At 61.2% G+C, this 18,946-nt stretch carries 11 protein-coding genes; 5 read left to right on the forward strand and 6 right to left on the reverse strand.

Annotation, left to right across the window (positions count from 1 at the left end):
* Window positions 1-189 precede the first annotated feature (189 nt).
* From gltX to AAAX75_RS07880, 5 genes are all read left to right on the forward strand, one after another.
* Window positions 190-1,665, forward strand: coding sequence for a glutamate--tRNA ligase (gene gltX, locus AAAX75_RS07860; RefSeq protein WP_349091729.1), 1,476 nt, complete (start codon window positions 190-192; stop codon window positions 1,663-1,665).
* Window positions 1,666-1,754: 89 nt separating this feature from the next.
* The gene (gene priA, locus AAAX75_RS07865) at window positions 1,755-4,208 is read left to right on the forward strand and encodes a primosomal protein N' (protein ID WP_349091731.1); all 2,454 of its coding nucleotides are present in this window, start codon (window positions 1,755-1,757) and stop codon (window positions 4,206-4,208) included.
* An 18-nt stretch (window positions 4,209-4,226) separates the two neighbouring features.
* Window positions 4,227-4,763 (forward strand): peptide deformylase, encoded by a 537-nt coding sequence (gene def, locus AAAX75_RS07870; protein ID WP_055250379.1) that lies wholly within the window; start codon window positions 4,227-4,229, stop codon window positions 4,761-4,763.
* A gap of 329 nt (window positions 4,764-5,092) precedes the next feature.
* The gene (fmt, locus tag AAAX75_RS07875; RefSeq protein ID WP_349091733.1) at window positions 5,093-6,013 is read left to right on the forward strand and encodes a methionyl-tRNA formyltransferase; all 921 of its coding nucleotides are present in this window, start codon (window positions 5,093-5,095) and stop codon (window positions 6,011-6,013) included.
* Window positions 6,010-7,410, forward strand: a complete 1,401-nt coding sequence (locus tag AAAX75_RS07880; RefSeq protein ID WP_349091735.1) for a transcription antitermination factor NusB — start codon at window positions 6,010-6,012, stop codon at window positions 7,408-7,410. Before fmt ends, AAAX75_RS07880 begins: the two co-directional genes overlap by 4 nt.
* A gap of 448 nt (window positions 7,411-7,858) precedes the next feature.
* Here the strand turns inward: AAAX75_RS07880 and AAAX75_RS07885 are convergent, their stop codons facing one another.
* The 6 genes from AAAX75_RS07885 to AAAX75_RS07910 all read right to left on the reverse strand — a co-directional run bounded on the left by AAAX75_RS07885 (window position 7,859) and on the right by AAAX75_RS07910 (window position 18,884).
* On the reverse strand, window positions 7,859-8,095 hold the full coding sequence (locus tag AAAX75_RS07885; protein WP_138340823.1) for an FmdB family zinc ribbon protein: 237 nt from the start codon (window positions 8,093-8,095) through the stop codon (window positions 7,859-7,861).
* Between the two features lie 88 nt (window positions 8,096-8,183).
* Window positions 8,184-11,480: a 4-alpha-glucanotransferase gene (locus AAAX75_RS07890; protein WP_349091737.1), complete on the reverse strand. Its 3,297-nt coding sequence runs from the start codon at window positions 11,478-11,480 to the stop codon at window positions 8,184-8,186.
* A 219-nt stretch (window positions 11,481-11,699) separates the two neighbouring features.
* Complete coding sequence (glgA, locus tag AAAX75_RS07895; RefSeq protein WP_349091739.1) at window positions 11,700-13,979, reverse strand: glycogen synthase GlgA; 2,280 nt, start codon at window positions 13,977-13,979, stop codon at window positions 11,700-11,702.
* A gap of 89 nt (window positions 13,980-14,068) precedes the next feature.
* Window positions 14,069-15,196 (reverse strand): glucose-1-phosphate adenylyltransferase subunit GlgD, encoded by a 1,128-nt coding sequence (gene glgD / locus AAAX75_RS07900; protein ID WP_349091741.1) that lies wholly within the window; start codon window positions 15,194-15,196, stop codon window positions 14,069-14,071.
* 4 nt (window positions 15,197-15,200) lie between these two features.
* Window positions 15,201-16,349 carry a glucose-1-phosphate adenylyltransferase gene (locus AAAX75_RS07905; RefSeq protein WP_349091743.1) on the reverse strand — a complete coding sequence of 383 codons (1,149 nt, stop codon included), beginning with the start codon at window positions 16,347-16,349 and terminating at the stop codon, window positions 15,201-15,203.
* Between the two features lie 108 nt (window positions 16,350-16,457).
* A complete protein-coding gene (locus tag AAAX75_RS07910; RefSeq protein WP_349091745.1) occupies window positions 16,458-18,884 on the reverse strand; it encodes a glycogen/starch/alpha-glucan phosphorylase in 2,427 nt (808 codons plus the stop codon).
* Window positions 18,885-18,946: the final 62 nt, after the last annotated feature.

The raw sequence follows: 18,946 nt of genomic DNA on the forward strand, positions 1-18,946 counted from the left end.
ACTCATTGGGGACAGACATAAATGACCAGCCTTTGGACACTCATTGTCGGCTAGCCTTAAAGCCTTCCCCCAACGACTGGTCATTTAAGTCTGTCCCCAATGAGTGGGTCGGTGCCCTTTGTGCGGAGGTTGCTTTGTTGCTTTATACTAATGCGGTTAGACATCCATCCTGCAATCGAGGAGATTTCCATGGCATCAGACGTTCGCGTCCGCTTTGCACCCTCACCCACGGGCAAGCTGCACATCGGCGGCGCCCGCACCGCTATCTATAACTGGGCTTTCGCCCGCGCAAACGGCGGCACGTTCATCCTGCGCATCGACGACACCGACCCCACCCGTTCCACCGACGAGAACACGCAGATCATCCTGCGCGCCATGCGTTGGCTGGGCTTGGACTGGGACGAGGGTCCCGAGGTGGGCGGCGACTTTGGCCCCTACGCACAGACCGAGCGCCTGGACCTGTACAAGCAGGCCGCCCAGAAGCTTTGGGACGAGGGCAAGGCCTATCCCTGCTTCTGCACCAAGGAGCAGCTCGACGCCGACCGCAAGGCCGCCCAGGAGCGCAAGGACCCCTTCCAGGGCTATCAGCGCCGCTGCCGCGATCTTGATCCCGAAGAGGCACGCCGCCGCATCGAGGCCGGCGAGCCCTACGTCCTGCGCATCAAGGTGCCCGAGGACCGCGGCGATGTCGTCATCCACGACGCCGTTCACGGCGAGGTGACCTTCGACGCCAAGGAGCTCGACGACTTTGTCATCTTCCGCTCAGACGGCACGCCCACGTACAACTTCGCGACCGTCATCGACGACGCCATGATGAAGATCACCCACGTCATCCGCGGCGACGACCATCTGTCCAACACCCCGCGCCAGGTCATGGTCTACGAGGCCCTCGGCGCGCCCGTGCCCACGTTCGCCCACATCTCCATGATCTTGGGTGCCGACGGCAAAAAGCTCTCCAAGCGCCACGGCGCCACCTCGGTGGAGGAGTACCGCGACGCCGGTTATCTGTCCGATGCCTTCGTCAACTATCTGGCGCTGCTCGGCTGGTCGCTCGACGGCGAGACCACGATCATCCCGCGTGATGTCCTGGCCAGCAAATTCTCGCTCGACCGCATCTCCAAGAACCCGGCGACCTTCGACCCCAAGAAGCTTGACTGGGTCAATGCCGAGTACATCAACGGTATGTCCGATGCTCAGTTTGCCGACGAGATCATGGTCCCCGAGCTGCATGAGGCGGGTCTCATCGAGGGTAATGTCGAGTACGGCGAGGATTGGATCGATGCGCTTGCCGCTATCGTCAAGCCGCGCACCAAGATGCCGGCCGACGCCGTGACCGTCGCCGCTCCCATCTTTGCTACGGCCGAGACGCTCGAGTATGACGAGAAGTCCGTCAACAAGGGCCTGGCCAAGGAGGGCATGGGTGCCATTCTTGACGCCGCCAAGGCCGCGCTCGAGGGTGTTACCGAGTGGTCCGCCGAGGCCATCGACGCCGCGCTTGAGCCGCTGCCCGAGCAGATGGACCTCAAGAAGCGCGTGGTGTTCCAGGCTGTGCGCGTCGCCGTCTGCGGCAACATGGTGAGCCCTCCGCTGGGCGAGACCATGGCGCTCGTCGGCCGCGACGATTGCCTGGCGCGTATCGACCGCGCCCGCACGATGGCGCTGTAACAGTCGCGCAAACGCATGTATCCGAGCCCCGCTCACCACGAGTGGGGCTCTTGTTTCTAAAGACGTATGGGGTGGGAGGTACAGAGACCATGGCCGAGCAACTGTCGCTGTTTGGTTCGCCTGAGCCTAAGCAGGCTTCCGTAAAGCCTGTCCGCACGGCCGAGCAGGCCAAGCCCGCGCCTGCGCCCGAGCCCACGGCCGCCTACGCGAGCGTGGTCCTCGACATTCCCACCCGTGCGCTGTCCGAGCCTTTTGCCTACGGCATTCCGCGGTCTCTTGCCAACGAGGCCCAGATCGGCTCCACTGTCCTAGTTCATTTTGGCAACCGTGCTGCCGCGGGCTATATCGTCGACATTGCGTCTGGGCTGGGCGAGTTGCAAGGCAACAACGTCCTCGACCCCTCGCGCGTCAAGCCCATCGAGACCATCCTCAGCAAACCGCTCTTTGGCGTCGAGGCCGCCCGCATTGCGCGTTGGATGAGCCGCGAGTATGTCGCGACGCTTTCCGAATGCCTGCGCCTGTTTTTGCCTCCGGGTGGCAGCCCGCGTGTCGTTAAGGGCGATGACGGGGCGTGGACGGTCGAGCGTCCCGCCGTCAAGCCTATCCAAAACCGCTGGGTGATGCTTACGCCCGAGGGCTTTGACTATACGCCGCCCAAGACCGCAGTTCGCCAGCGTCAGCTCATCGAGGCGCTCCAGTGCGGACCGGTCACGACGCGCGACCTCAATTTGCTCTACAACAGTATGTCGGCGACCATCAAGGCGCTCGAAAAACGCGGCGTCGTGGTGGTGGAGGAGCGCCGTGCCTGGCGCGGTTGCAGCGAGCAGACTACGCTGTCCTCGGCAAGCGGTAAAGCGCCGGTCGCACTTACGAACGGCCAGCAGCAGGCGCTCGCGCAGATTGAGCGCGCTCGCCTGGATGCGCACGGCGACGTAGTCCTTGTCGACGGCGTCACCGGATCCGGTAAAACCGAGGTCTACCTCTCCGCTATCGAGCGCGTGCTCGAGGCCGGCCGTTCAGCGTGCGTGCTTGTGCCCGAGATCTCGCTGACGGCCCAAACCGTCGGGCGCTTCCGTTCGCGCTTTGGCGAGACGGTTGCTGTGTTCCATTCGCGCCTTTCGGCCGGTGAGCGCCTAGACCAGTGGGATATGGTCGCCAGCGGTGCCGCACGCGTGGTCGTGGGCGCCCGCTCGGCGCTCTTTTGCCCGCTCAGCGACCTGGGCCTCATCATCATCGACGAGGAGCACGAGACCAGCTATAAGCAGGGTTCCAGCCCGCGCTACCATGCGCGCGAGGTGGCGGCCGAGATGGCGCGTCGCTATCGCTGCCCGCTCGTGTTGGGCTCGGCTACGCCTTCTGCCGAGGCCCTCGACCGCTGCCGCCGCGGCACGTTCAACGGTGTCACTTGGACACGCGTCGAGATGCCCGAGCGCCCGGGACACGCCGTGCTGCCCGAGGTTCGCATTGCCGACCTGCGCCGCGAGTTCTCGCACGGCAGCCGCTCCATGTTCTCAATACCGCTGATGGAAGGCTTAGAACGCGTGGTCGAGCGTCGCGAGAAGGCCGTGCTGCTGCACAACCGCCGCGGTTTTGCGCCGTTTTTGATGTGCCGCGAGTGCGGCTGCGTCCCCACCTGCAACCACTGCTCCACCGCGCTCACGTACCACGAGCGCACGCACACGCTGCAGTGCCACACCTGCGGATCGTCCTGGCGCGTGCAGCCCTATCCTGCACCCACGAGCCGCTGTCCCAAGTGCGGCAGTCGCTACTTGGCAAAAATGGGCCTGGGTACGCAGCAGATTGAGGACGCACTGCACCAGATGCTGCCTGACGACGTCGCTATCATTCGCATGGACGCCGATTCCACGCGCGGCAAAGACGCACACAAAAAGCTGCTCGAACAGTTCGATGCCGCCGATTGCGCGGTGCTGCTGGGTACTCAGATGATTGCAAAGGGTCTCGACTTTCCCGAGGTCACGCTCGTGGGCGTGGTCAATGCCGACTTTGCGCTGAAGCTCCCCGATTTTAGAGCAGGGGAGCGCGCCTACGATCTGCTGGAGCAGGTTGCGGGCCGCGCCGGTCGCGGCGATCGCCCCGGCGAGGTTATCATCCAGACCTACCTGCCCGAGGACCCGGTCATTCGCGCTGTCGCTGAGCACGACCGCTCGATCTTTACCGACTACGACCTGGACCAGCGCCGCGACGCCCTGTACCCGCCGTTCGTGCGCCTGGCCAACATCTTGGTATGGTCGACGAACGCGGACGACGCGCGGGACTACATCGGTCGCATCGCGAAGCTCCTCAAGCGCCGCTGGCATGCCGCCGCGCCCGACTTTTTGCGGTCGGGGAGCGCCGTGCCCCAGGTGCTGGGCCCGGCTTCGTGTGTAATCGAGAGAGCCAAGGACCGTTACCGCTTCCATCTGCTTGTAAAGTCGCCGGTAGGGTACCATGTCTCTGATGATATCGACGCCTGCCTCAAAGAGGTGGGCTCCGTGCGCGGCGTGAGCGTGAGCGTTGACGTCGACGCCTATGATTTGATGTAACAACCCGAAAGGATGGCCATGGAAGCCAACGGAATCGTATTGTCGCCCGACCCTCGTCTGCGCCAGGAGTGCGCCGTCATCGAGGAGATCACCCCGGCGATCGAGGCGCTTGCCGAGAAGATGAAGAAGATGATGTTCGACAACGGCGGTTGCGGCCTGGCCGCCCCGCAGATTGGCGAGCTCATTCAGCTTGTCACTATCGACTGCGACTACAGCGACAAGAACGACTATGACCCGTACGTGCTCATCAACCCTGTTATTGTTGAGCAGAGCGACCACCTGGTGCCGTTTAGCGAGGGCTGCCTTTCCATCCCTGGCATTAGCTGCGAGATCGAGCGTCCCGATCACGTTGTCGTCGAGGCGTATGACCTGGATGCCAACCTGATTCGCTATGAGGCCACAGGCGACCTGTTCTGCGTGTGCTTGCAGCATGAGATCGATCACCTGCACGGCAATACCATGTTCGAGCGACTTAAGCCCATGCAGCGCATCAAGGCAGTCAAGGAGTACCAGGACGCCCTGGCCCGCGGCGCTCGTCCGGGCGAGACCGAATAGGTTAATTGTCCGTCCCTGGGATGGGGCCCACACATATCATCCCGTGCTCAAACATTCTCGCTTTGCTGCGAAACTGCGCGCGGGACGATATGTGTGGGCCCCATCCCAGGGACTACGTTGTCACTCTTCGTTTCGCCCGGGTGCCGTTGGGCCAGGGAGGGCGTCTTCGCTGATAATTGCTTTGTTGGAAGAGCTGCTTTTATGCGGCTCTTTCTTTGTTTTTGGGTATATTTGTTTCAGTTGAATTGTTATTGCGGCTGGTTTCGCTTGCGACCTGGAACGCTTTTTTGTAGCCGTCTCGGCTCGTTATTGAGAGGAGACTAACTTTTATGCGTATTGTGTTTATGGGTACGCCTGATTTTGCTGTGCCTTCGTTGACTTCGCTTGTTGAGGCTGGGAACGAGATTGCGCTTGTTATTACTCGTCCCGATGCTGTTCGCGGGCGCGGTAAGAAGCTTGAGCCTTCTCCCGTTAAGGCCAAGGCGCTCGAGCTTGGTCTGCCCGTTGTTGAGGCCAATCGTATGACGCCGGAGGTTGTTGAGGCGCTCCAGGCTGCGCAGGCTGATATTTTCTGTGTGGCTGCCTATGGCTGCATTTTGCCTGATGAGGTGCTGCATATGGCGCCGCTTGGTATTGTGAATGTTCATGCTTCGCTGCTGCCTCGTTGGCGTGGTGCTGCTCCTATTCAGCGTGCCATTCTTGCTGGTGACGAGGTTGCTGGCGTTTCCATTATGCGCATTGGGCATGGCGTGGATACGGGCGCTTATTGTGCCCAGGCCTCTACGTCGGTTGCCGGTAAGCATGCCGAGGCGCTCACGATGGAGCTTGGTGAGCTTGGCGGTAAGTTGCTTGCCGATACGCTTCCTTCGCTTGCCGATGGCTCGGCTGTTTGGACCGAGCAGGATGAGTCGTTCGTCACGCATGCTGCCAAGATTTCCAAGCAGGAGATGCGTCTGGATCCGAAGATGGCGGCGCTCGATTGCGTGCGTCATGTGCTTGCTTCGTCCGATACCGCGCCTGCCCGTTGCGTGATTGCCGGTAAGTCGGTTCGCGTGCTCGATGCCGCGCCGGCTGATGTCTCGCTTGGCGAGGGCGCTGTTGCCGTCAAGAGCAAGCGTGTTTACCTGGGCCTTTCCGATGGCGCGGTTGAACTGCTCGAGGTTAAGCCCGATGGTAAGCGTGCCATGGCCGCTTCTGCCTGGGCTGCCGGTCTGCAGGGTGCCGAACTTAGGTGGGGTGTACTGTCATGAGCAAGTTGTCTCCCGCGCGTAAGCTTGCGCTCGATGTGTTGATGGAGGCCGATCGCCGCGGTATGTACGCACGCGACGTGTTATCTTCCCGTGCTTCCGCCAAGGCTATTGACCAGCGCGATTCTGCTTTTGCCGCGCGTTTGGCGCTCGGTGTTGCTGCCACGCAGGGCATTTTGGATGAGTTGCTCGATCAGTTTTTGGATAAGCCCAAAAAGGTCGCGCCGCGCGTGCGCATGGCGCTTCGTATCTCGGCCTTCGAGATGCTCTACCTGCATACGCCGGGCCGCGTTGCCGTGAGCCAGAGTGTTGAGCTGGTGCGCAGCGGTGCTAAGTCTGCCGCGGGCCTGGCTAACGCGGTGCTGCACAAGGTTGCGGACAACGTTGAGGACTTTGCCACGGCATCCGACGTGGATGAGTCCGAGCGCCGCCTGGTTCGCCTGTCTCGTTTGATGGGTCTTCCTCGCTGGCTCTGTGCTCGTATTATGGCCTCGTTCGATACGCCCGAGGGCGCGCTCAACTTTGCCGGCAATCTGGCTCCTGCGCCGCTTGCTCTGCACGAGAATGCGTTTGCGACCAAACCCGACCCGTACATTTCGCAGCTTGTGGCACCCGTGTTCCCGGGTTGCCATGCTCCGGTTGATGCGCAGGTCACGGTTGCGTCGGGCGTGTTTGAACGCGCCGCTGCCGTTGCCTCGGACCTCAACGCTCAGCTTATCGCTACTGCGGCGACACGTCCCGGGCGTTGCTTGGAGATTGGTGCCGGCCGCGGCACCAAGACCTATGTGATGATGTGCCAGGCCAAGCGCGCTGGGTACGAGCGTCAGCATACCGCGCTCGATCTGCACGATCGTAAATGTGACCAGAATCTCGCGCGCCTGCATAAGGCGGGTATAACGGGTGTCCGTACGGTGTCGGGCGATGCCTGCGAGCTCAATGAGGTGCTTACGTCGTTTGACGCGATGCTTGGCGAGCCTGCCCTGTTCGACACGGTGTTTATCGATGCACCGTGCTCTGGCACCGGCACCATGCGCCGTCACCCCGAGATACCGTGGCGTCTGACCGAGAACGACGTTACGACTGAGCTGCCCAAGCTGCAGCTGACGATGCTCAAGGAAGCAGCTGTGCGCGTGGCTGCCGGCGGTGAGCTTATCTATGCCACCTGCTCGGTTTTTGACGAAGAGAATACGCAGGTCGTGGATGCCTTCCTGGCCTCTCCCGAGGGCGCCGGCTTTACCGTGGCGCCGCTCTCCGAAGCCCAGATTCTGCAGCTTCCCGATTTCGCGCAGGCCAAGAAGCTTGTCTCTGTGCGCCAAAACGACCGCGGGCTTTTCCAGAGCGTCCCCATAAACGCAGATTCCTACGACGGTCACTTCTGCGCCCGCCTGGTCCACAAGTAACTACTAAGTTGCGGTGAAATAGGGATTGAATAGCGGCATCTACCCGCCAAATAGTCCTTATTTCACCGCAACTCAGAAGGTCGTGCGAGTGGAGATCGCAAAAGCGGTAAAGAGTGGGAAAAATAGCCCGACTCATACTTGCTGTTATCAAAAGTAGGGCGGATTACGGGGCTAGATCGGTGATGCCCGACCACAGCAAAAATGGCCTAAATAAAACCGCAGGTAGATGGCTTGTTGAAATTTGCAAATTACCGGAATGGATAGAGGTTGTCAATTCAGCCCCGTAATCCGGCAGAGTTTTGAAATGTTACAAACTCAGCATCACCCTGAAATCCGATCTAAAGAAACGTTGCGGTGAAATAGTTCCTGTTTGGCCGTTGGTTGGGCTGATTCAGGAACTATTTCACCGCAACTCATCAGGAAACCTGGGTGGCGGGACCGTTTGTCACTAGTGGTTATGCGGGCAGTTGGCGCAGCAGCCGCTGGTGGCGGTGGTGCTGGAACCACCGCTGCGCTGGTCGGTGTTGTAGAAACCGCTGCCCTCAAACTTGATGCCGCTGGCCGAGAACGTCTTGGATGCCGGAGCGCCGCAGCTCGGGCACACGACCTCGGGGGTCTCGGACATGGGATGCTCAACCTCAAACACGTTGCCGCAGCTCGAGCACTTGTAATCGTAGCGCGCCATAATACTTCCTTTTCAGCACAAAGCGGGCAGATCGCTCTGCCCGCATAAATTCAAACAGCTGTAACTGTACCCTATATCGGGGGTTTTATCACGCTTCGCCCCAGAATCTATGGGTGCTGCGCAGGAGCTGTGCAGTTTTGCCCTCGGCGGCCGCAACGTCGGCCTCATCGGCCTGCCAGGTCCAGTTGCCCGTGGCCACGCCCGGCACGTTCATGCGCGAGTCGTCGCCAAGCCCCAGGATATCCTGCAGCGGTATCATCACCAGGGGAGCGTCGCTTGCCAGCGCGTCGCCCATCAGCTTGGCCGCCACCTCAACACCGCTCGGCTCGTCGCCGCCCGCGAAGGAGCGCGTGCACCAACCGGCGAGCGTCGACGTGTCGTGTGTCGAGGTGTACAGAATCTTGCCCGGCGTGGGATGCACGCCGCAGCGGACGTCGTAATCGCTAAACTCCAGCACGTCCATACCGGGGAAGCCGCAGGTCGAAGCCATGGCGCGAACGCCGGGCGTCAGGTAGCCCAGGTCCTCGGCGATAAAGTTGAGCGGCCCCAGCTCGTCATAGGCAGTCTGGAACAGATCCTTGCCCGGACCCGCCAGCCAGCGGCCGTCGGCGCAGGCCTTGCCTGCGGGAATGCTAAAGTAGCTGTGGAATCCCAGGAAGTGGTCCAGGCGCACGCGGTCGTAGAGCGAGAACGCGCGACGCAGACGGTCCATCCACCAGCGGTAGCCGTTCTCCTTCATGTGATCCCAACGGAAGGTGGGATTGCCCCACACCTGGCCCTCGGGCGCAAAATTGTCGGGCGGTGCGCCAGAAATCTCAATCGCCTTGCCGGTATCGGACAGCCAGAAGTTCTCGGGCTCGCTCCACGCATCGGCCGAATCGTCCGAAACATACATAGGAATGTCGCCGATGACCTCGATGCCCTTCTTGTGCGCATAGTTCATGAGCTCGCACCAGGCCAGGTCAAAGCGATACTGCATGTACGCCTGCAGTTCAGCCTCGTCGTGGAAACGCTTGTCATCGATCAGATACTCGTTGTAGCGCGCGACATCGGTCGGCCAATCGTGACGCGATTCTCCTTCAAAGTACTTCTTGACGGCCATGTAGACGCAGTATTTCTCGAGCCAATCGGCGTTGCGATGCTTAAACGCCGTGTAGAGCGGGTCTGCATCCTCGCCGCCACGAGCTTTCCAAGTCTCAAAGTCGGCCGCCAGTTCCTCTTGGCTTTCGGGCAGCAGGTCAATATTGCCCGCAAAGGCCGAAGGCCCAGCGTAAGGGGAGCGGAAGAAATCCGTCGGGTTGACAGGCAGAACCTGCCAGTAGCGCATGCCCATAGCGGCCAGATGGTCGATAAAGCGACGCGTTGGCGCACCAATCGTGCCGGGCTTGCCGTCGTCGGTGGGCACTGAGGTGATATGGCACACGACGCCCGCGCCGTGATCGAGCGGCTCCTGCAGGCGCTGTTCGGCATGGTGATAGATGATCGACGAGCCCAGCGGATACAGATCGAGCGTGACCGTACCGTTGTGGATCTCGCACTCGTGACCGCTGATCACGTCACTCGCACATTCGCCGAGCGCCGGAATCGTCACGCGGTGCGAATTGCGTAGGCTGCGGTTGATGATAACCGTCGCGGACTCGCCATCCTTGCCCGTGCGGTTGTATGCCAGCACCTCGTCGTTGAGCGCGAAGGCCTTAATCTCGCCGTCGATCATAAATGGCAGCGCGCGGCGCACGGCGGAGGCGTTCTTGACAATAGCCAGCGTGTCGAAGTCGTGCAGTTGGTCCTTGGTCGGCAGGGTGCGGCGGTTGCCCGGGTCGGTAAGGCCCTCCAGGCCGTATTCGTCGCCGTAGTAGATCGAAGGCACGCCGGGGAAGGTCATCTGCATGAGCGTTGCAAGCCAAAAACGGCTCTTGGCCAGGCCCATCGAGTTCTCGTCCAGGCGCCATTTGCTGCGCTCGCACTCGGGCAGCTGCGACTCGTCGGGTCCGCCGCCGAGCACCGAGATGATGCGCGGACGGTCGTGGCTCGAAAGTAGATTGAGCGCGCAGGACAATGCCTCGCTCGGGTAGTTTTCGCGCAGGGTCTCGATATCCTCGGCAGCCTCGTAGGCGTTCTTGTAGCCCATCAAAAAGCCGATGACCATGTCGCGGAAGGGGTAATCCATGGCAGAGTCCAGCTCGGAGCCCTGCAGGTAGCGGCGCAAATGGCCGTAGCTAATCTTGTTGGAGGCGTCTTCCCAGACTTCGCCGAGCAACAGTGCGTCGGGCTTCTCGGCGAGCACGGCCTTCTTGATCTGGGCCAGGAAGTCGTCGGAAAGCTCGTCAGCGACGTCCAGGCGCCAACCATGGGCACCGGCGCGCAGCCATTTGCGGATCACGCCGTCCTTGCCCAGGAGCCGCTCGCGCACCAGCTCGGACTTCTCGTTGATGGCTGGCATGTTGCCCACGCCCCACCAGCAGTCGTACGAGCCGTCCTCGTGGAAGGTAAACGCATCGCGCCACGGCGAATCCTCGCTCTGCCAGGCACCCACGCCGGGGTAGTTGCCGTAGCGGTTGAAATAGATCGAGTCGTCGCCCGTGTGGTTGAAGACGCCATCCAGGATGATGGAGATGCCCAGCTTCTCGGCTGCCTGGCACAGCTCGGTAAAGTCCTGCTCGGTGCCCAGGATCGGGTCGATCTTGGTGTAGTCGGCCGTGTCGTAGCGGTGGTTGCTCGCGGCTTCAAAGATGGGGTTGAGGTAGATGGCCTTAAAGCCCAGCTCGGCGATGCGGGGCAGGTCTTCCTGGATGCCCTTGAGCGAGCCGCCGTAAAAGTCCCATGTCTTGATGGAGCTGTCCTCGGCGCGCTCGTACACGGGCGGCTCGTTCCAGTCCTCGACCATCCGGCGCTGAATGCCCTTGCGCGGTTTTTCGAGTTGGGCCATTGTGCGCTCGCGCCAATGCTCGTCACGGGCGTAGCGGTCGGGGAAGATCTGGTAGACCATGCCACGCTCGTACCAGGTGGGGCGGTTCTCACGGTGCTTATAGACGGTAATCTGGAAGGACGGCACCTCGGCGTAGTCGTAGGTTACGCCTTCGCCGCCGGTGCGGCCCTGCGGTGCGCCCAGGCGAACCTCGGGCTGGCCCTCGATATTGCAGATAAAGCTGTACCACACAAGACACGGTTCAGTGCATTTGAGCTCGCCGGTAAAAATGCCATCGCCTTCGTGTTCCATCGGAATCAGGGTCTCGCCGACTTCATCGACCCAGGTACGTAGGGTGAGTGTTGCCTGGTTGGGATCGGCATCCTCCAAAATAACCGAGAGTGCAACGGTAGTTCCTGTGGTCACAGCGCCAAACGGAGTGCGAAACTGCGGTAGGCGACTGTTGTGTATCAATCTCATAATACGGTCCAGTTCAATAGAATCACGGCCTGCGGGCCATGGGCTTTACGCACAAAATATAAGTATATCTGTTGTACACAGGGTGTATAAACAACATTCGTTTACCATCGGCGAACGGTTGTCCTAGAAAATCGTTTTACCAACTATCTACAGAGAAGGGGCGCCCGGTTGGAGCGCCCCTTGTTTAGGGTTTTGATTAGGTTTTAGATCGTCTGTGGGCTAGCGGCGCTTGCGGGTGGCCGTTGCCTTGCGGACGGACGTCTTCTTGGACGGGGCCTTTTCCGCTGCCGGAGCGGCGGGGGAGACCGGGGTCTCCTTGGCGGGCTCGGGCTTAGCCTCTGCCTTCGGGGCGGTCTTGACCTCAGCGGCCTTCGGTGCCGGCTCGGCCTTTACTGCAGGCTTGTCCTCGGCTTTAGCCTCTGCCTTGGGGGCGGCTGTCTTGGTCGTGGTCTTTTTGGCCGTCGTCGTAGAGCGCTTGCGCGTGGTGGTCTTGGCGGCCGGCTTTGCCTCGACGGGCGTCTCCTCGACTTTGGCGGCCGGCTTTGCGGCTGCCTTGGTCGTGGCGGCCTTCGTGGTCGTCGCCTTCGTTGTCGTGGTCTTCTTGGCTGCCGTTGCCTTCTTGGCGGTCGCGGTCGACTTCTTGGCGGTGGTCTTGGCCGGTGCCTTGACGGCGGGCTTGGCCTCGACGGCGGCTTCAGCCTTTACCTCGGAGGCTGCCTCGGCCTCGGCGGCCTTCTTGGCAGCGGCGGTCGTGCGCTTGCGCGTCGTCGTTGCCTTGGCAGCAGTCGTCTTTGCTGCGGCGGTCTTGGTGGCAGCGGCCTTGGTTGTCGTAGCCTTCTTGGCCGTCGTCTTGCGCGTCGTAGTCTTCTTGGCGGCAGGCTTTGCAGCCGGCTTGGTCTCAGCCTCGGGAGCTGCTTCAGCCTTCATCTCAGATTCAGCCTCAACCGGCTTCTCTTCGGCCTTAGGCTCCACAACGGCCGCAGTCTCCTCAGCCACAACCACAGGCTCGTCGACAACCGCCGCCGGCCTCTCGATCTCCGGGTGCATAAAGAAGTACAGGTCCAGATACTTATCGGCCGAACGCGTCCAGCTAAAGTCCTGGCTCATGGCCTGTGTGACCAGTTGGTTCCAAGCGTCACGGTTATCCCAGAACAGGCGCGCCGCGCGGAACACCGCGTCGCCCATCTCGTCGCCGTTAAAGTTGCTAAACGAGAAGCCCGTGCCCTCGCCGGTAAACTCGTTGTACGGCTGCACGGTGTCCTTCAGGCCGCCGGTTTCGCGCACGATGGGCAGGGTGCCGTAGCGCATGGCGATGATCTGCGACAGACCGCAGGGCTCAAACTTCGAAGGCATCAGGAACATGTCGGCGGCGGCGTACATACGCTGCGACAGCGCCGGGTCGAACTCGATGCGTGCGGCCATGGTGCCGGGGTGCTTGTCCTGGAAGTAGCGCAGGCCATCCTCGTAGTCGCGGTCGCCGGTGCCCAGCACCGCCACCTGCACGCCGCCGGACAGGATGCGGTCGAGCGCGTACATGACCAGGTCCATGCCCTTCTGGCGCGTCAGGCGCGTGACCATCACCATAAGCGGACGGTCGTCGCGAACCTCGAGCCCCAGCTCTTCCTGCAGCTTGGCCTTGCACACAGCCTTACCGGAACGGTCTTCCACGGTGTAGTTGGCGGCAATGCGCTTGTCGGTCGCCGGGTCAAAACCTGCCACGTCAATGCCGTTCAAAATGCCCTGCAGCGCATAGGAGCGCTCGCGCAGCACGCCGTCCAGGCCCTCGCCAAACTCGGGCGTCTGGATCTCGTTGGCATAGGTGGGGCTCACCGTGGTGATGGCATCGGCATAGCGCAGCGCGCCCAGCATGTAGTTGATGCTGCAGGCGTCGCAACGCAGCTGCGAGGCGGCCGCCGGAATGTGCGCCACGCCCAGGATGTCCTCCATCACGGTGTCGCTAAACTGGCCCTGGAACGCCACGTTGTGGATCGAGAACACGGTCTTGACGCGGTCGTACAGCGGCAGGCCCTGGTAGAACTCGCGCAAGAACACAGGCGCCAGTGCCGTCTGCCAGTCATTGCAGTGCAGGATGTCGCACTCAAAACCGGCCGGCAGGTGCTGCAGGCTCTCGGTGATGGCTTTGGAGAAGAACGCAAAACGCTCGCCGTCGTCAAAGAAGCCGTACGGATAGTCGCGCGCAAAGTAGCGCTCGTTGTCGATGAACATATACGTGACGCCGTCGTGCTCGAGCTTCTCGAGCCCGCAGTACTCGTTGCGCCAGCCCAGGCTCACGTAAAAGTCGGAGAAGTGCTCCATCTGCGCCTTGTACTCGTCCTTGATGGTGGCGTACTTGGGTACCATCACGATGACCTCGGCGCCGGCGCGCACAAGCGCCGCGGGCAGCGAGCCCGCCACGTCGCCCAGGCCACCGGTCTTTACAAACGGTGCGCACTCGGCCGAGGCAAACACGATCTGCATCTTTTTGCTGGAATCTGCCATATTGTCTCCCTGTTGCAATTCGAGAATAGCCGCCTGGCACAAACCGGGCGGCTATTCTGCATGTTACGAGCGATGTTGCGGTGCCTACGTTAATGCACGATGGTGGTATCGGGAGTTAACGGGGCCTTGCCCAGCACCAGGATGTTCTCGGGCGTGCCGCGAAGCTCGGTGTTGGAGGGAACCACGTTGTTCTTGTCCAGGATGGCGTTCTCGACGCGAGCGCCGCTCTTGATGATGCAGCTCTGGTTGATGATCGAGTTGGTCACCGAAGCGCCTTCCTCAACCACGACGCCGCGCGACAGGATCGAGTTGCGCACGGTGCCCTTGATGATGCAGCCGGCCGAGATGATCGAGTTGCACGCGTGGCTACCGGTCGCATAGCGCGAAGGCGGCACGTCGTGAGCCTTGGTCAGGATCGGGCGCTCGGGATCGAAGAGCTGGTCGGCCACGGTCTGGTCGAGCAGGTCCATGCTGCGGCGATAGAGCGACTTCTCGCTAAACACGCCCACGACCTCGCCCTTGTACTCGTAGCTGCACACGTCGATGTTGCCAAAGTCGCCCTGGAGTGCCTCGAGCAGGTCCAGATAGTCGGCAGCCTGGTAGTGATCGATAATCTCGAGCAGCGTCTCGCGGTTGACGATGCAGCAGTCCATCGAGGCGTTGTCGCCGTACACGACGCCGGCACTCACGCCCGTCAGACGGCCGTTCTCGTTGATTTGCAGCTTGGTCTCGTCATCGACGTTGCGCGTGGCCTTGCAGTACACCACGGTCATCTGGGCGCCGGAGTTCTCGTGCGCGTCGATGATGGTGTTGAGGTCCATGTTAAAGATGATGTTGGTGCCCATCATCACAACATAGGGCTTGTCCGAACGCTGGAACAGTGTCTTGTTGGAGATGATGTCGCGCAGCAGGAAACGCATGCCGCCCTTGGTGGTGCCATACGCGTTGCCGGGCACCATGAACAGGCCGCCCTTCTTGCGGTCCAGGCCCCAGTCCTTGCCCGAGCCCACGTGGTCGATCAGCGAACGGTAGTTACCCGGCATGACGACGCCGACGGTCTTAATGCCGGCATTCATCATGTTGGACAGCGGGAAGTCGATCAGGCGGTAGCGGCCCAAAAACGGAACGGACGCGATGGGGCGGTCCTTGAGCAGCACGCTGCCGTAGGTCGAAGAGTAGTTAGCGGTGATATAACCGATGGCCTTGCGATTGATCATCGGATCATTCCCCCTTCCCGATAACGACGTCATTTCCAACGACGGCCGTATCCTTGGTGGTATCGACAGAGCCGAGCTTCACGCCCTCTTCGACCGTGGAGTTCTCGCCCAAAATAGCGCGGCAGATGTGCGCGCCACTCTTAACGTGCGCACCCGGTAGCAGCACGGAGTCCTCGACCACGGCGCGCTCCTCGATGATGACATCGGTCGAAAGGATCGAGTGGCGAGCAGTGCCGTAGATCTTGCAGCCGTTGGAGACCAGGCAGTCATCCAGGCGGCCGTCCGGGCCAATGTAGTGCGGCGGACGCGTGGTGATGTTGGACATGATGGGGAAGTTCTTGTCAAACAGATCGAACTCGGGGTTGTTGCCCAGCAGGTCCATCGAGGTCTCGTGGAAACTGGCGATGGTGCCGACGTCCTTCCAAAAGCCGTGGAACTCGTAGCTGTACAGGCGCTTGTTCTCGCCGAGCAGCTTGGGGATGATGTCCTTGCCAAAGTCGTGGCTCGAGCGCTGGTCCAGGGCGTCCGCCTCGAGCGCCTCGATCAACACGTCGGCCGAGAAGATGTAGATGCCCATGGACGCAAGGTTCGAATCGGGCTTCTCGGGCTTCTCGGTGAACTTGGTGATGCGGCCGTCCTCGGGGTCGGTGGTCAGGATGCCAAAGCGGCTGGCCTCCTCCCAAGGCACGGGCATAACGCTCACCGTGAGGTCGGCGTTGTTCTCAATATGCGTCTTGAGCATCTTGCGGTAGTCCATGCGATACAGATGGTCGCCCGAAAGAATCAGGACGTACTTGGGGTCGTTGGCCTTGATGTAGTCGAGGTTCTGCGTAATGGCGTCGGCCGTGCCCGCATACCAGGCGCCGCCGGTCTGCGTCTCGTACGGCGGAAGAATCGACACACCGCCGTCACGGCTGTCAAGATCCCACGCCTCGCCGGAGCCCACATAGGCATGCAGCAGGTAGGGGCGGTACTGCGTCAGAACGCCCACCGTGTCGATGCCCGAGTTGGAGCAGTTGGAGAGCGAAAAGTCGATAATGCGGAACTTGCCACCAAAACTAACCGCCGGCTTAGCGATCTTTTGGGTGAGTGCCCCCAATCGGCTGCCCTGTCCTCCTGCGAGGAGCATCGCGATGCATTCTTTCTTACTCATCGATTTCTCCTTCTGTCATCGATGTTCTTAAACCCATTAGCGACGGGCGCGGCGCTCGGTCGCGCCCGTCGAGTAATGCCGTGCTGGCATAAGGGAGCTCGCGCGCCTTTACGCGTGCCAGATCTCGTCGCGGTACTCGCGAATGGTGCGGTCGCTCGAGAACCAGCCGCTCGAGGCGGTGTTGAGCAGCGCCTTGCGGTTCCAGGTCTCCTGGTCGCCGTAGCTGCCGGTGAGCTTTTCCCACGCATCCACGTAGCTGCGGAAATCGGCCATGACCAGGTCGGGGTCGTTTTTGTTCATGAGCTCGTTGTAGATGCTCTCGAAGTTGCCCGAAAGACCCGCAAAGGTGTTGTCCCTGAGCTCGTCCATCACGCGGCCCAGACGCTCGCGATCGTTGTTGAGGGTATCCCACGCAAAGTAGCTGTTGGATGCCCAGAGCTGCTCGACCTCGGGAGCGGTCAGGCCAAAGATGGCCTCGTTCTCGCGGCCGGCCAGGTCGGCGATCTCGATGTTGGCGCCGTCGAGGGTGCCCAGCGTAATGGCGCCGTTCATCATGAGCTTCATGTTGGACGTGCCCGAGGCCTCCTTGCCGGCCGTGGAGATCTGTTCCGAAATCTCGGCGGCGGGGTAGATGAGCTGGGCGTTGCTCACGCGGAAGTTGGGGATAAAGCAGACCTTCATGACCTCGTTGACGCGCGGGTCGTTGTTGATGACGTCGGCCACGGAGTTGATCAGACGGATGGTCTCCTTGGCAAAGGTGTAGCTCGAGGCAGCCTTGCCGCTAAAGATGAAGGTCGTCGGCGTCACGTGGAAGTTGGGATCGGCGATGCGACGGTTGTAGATGTCCATCACCTTCATGATGTTCATGAGCTGGCGCTTGTAGGCATGGAAGCGCTTAACCTGAACATCAAAGACGGTGTTGGGGTCAATGACTAGACCGGTCTCAGCCTTAACATAGGCGGCCAGGCGCTCCTTGTTGGCGCGCTTGGAGGCACCCACGGCCTTCAGGAACTCGGTATCGTCCTTAAACTCCTTGAGCTTCTCCAGCTCAAAGGCGTCCTTGAGCCAGCCGTCGCCAATGGCCTCGGTCACGAGCTTGGCGTAGGTGGGGTTGGCCTCGGCAAAGAAGCGACGGTGCGAAATGCCGTTGGTCTTGTTGTTGAACTTCTCGGGCGTTAAGGCATAGAAGTCCTTGAGCACGATGTTCTTGATGATGTCGGAGTGGATCTTGGCCACGCCGTTGACGCTGTGGCTGCAGATCACAGACAGGTTGGCCATGCGAATCTCGCCGTCCCACAGAATGGCGGTCTGGCGCAGACGCTCCTGCCAGCCCTCCTGCGTGGTGTCGAACGACTCGTGCCAACGACGGCTGATCTCGTCGATGATCTGGTACACGCGGGGGAGGAGCTTGGAGAACGTGCCGATGGGCCACTTCTCCAGGGCCTCGGGCAGGATGGTGTGGTTGGTGTAGCTCACGACCTGCGTCACGATGTTCCAGGCGTCATCCCACTCGAGCTTCTTCTCATCGATGAGGATGCGCATGAGCTCGGGGCCGCACATGGCGGGGTGGGTGTCGTTGGTATGGATGGCAACAAACTGCGGCAGCAGCTCCCAGTTCTCGCCGTGCTCCTTCTCAAAGGTGTCGAGCAGGCTGTAAATGCCGGCCGATACAAACAGGTACTCCTGCTTCAGGCGTAGCAGACGGCCGTGTTCGCCAGCGTCGTTGGGGTAGAGGATGGCGCTGATGGCCTCGGCCTCGGCGCGCTCGGCATCGGCCAGGGCGTAGTCGCCGCGGTTGAAGGCCTCCAGATCGAAGTGCTCCTCGACCGGCTCGGCGGCCCAGACGCGCAGCTTGTTGACAGTCTCGCCGGCATAGCCCACCACGGGGATGTCATAAGGGACGGCCAGGATATCCTGCGTGTCCACCGTGCGGTAGAACGTGCGGCCGTTCTCCTCAAAGCCCTCTACACGGCCACCAAACTTGATGGTCACGGCCTTGTCCTGACGACGGACCTCCCAGGGATAGCCGTGGGTGAGCCACTCGTCGGTGGCCTCGACCTGGCTGCCGTTAACGATCTCCTGCTTAAACAGGCCGTAGCGGTAGCGCATGCCGTTGCCGTAGCCGGCAATGCCCTCGGCTGCCATGGAATCAAGGAAGCATGCGGCCAGACGGCCCAGGCCACCGTTGCCCAACGCCGGATCGGGCTCCTGGTTCTCGATGACGGATAGGTCAAAGCCCATGTCATCGAGCGCCTCGGCGACCATGTCGCGCACGCCAAAGTTGAGCAGGTAGTTGTCGAGCAGGCGGCCGATCAAAAACTCGATCGAGAAGTAGTACACGCGCTTCTTACCCTCGGCGGTGGCGCGGGCGTCGCTCTTGGTGGCAACGGTGCGTGCCTTCTCGGCCACGAGCTTGGCCAGGGCGTTAAAACGATCGAGGTCGCTGGCGGCCTCGACGCTCTTGCCGCTGATGCTCATAACGGCATCACGATAGAGTTCGGTAAACTCCTGCTTGTTGTCGAAGATCTTATTCATACGTTCCTTTCCCCCGGGGATGTTTCTCCCGGAACGGTTATGACTTGTATCCTACGCCCCGG

The organism is Collinsella sp. CLA-ER-H7, assembly GCF_040092345.1.
GTDB lineage: Bacteria > Actinomycetota > Coriobacteriia > Coriobacteriales > Coriobacteriaceae > Collinsella.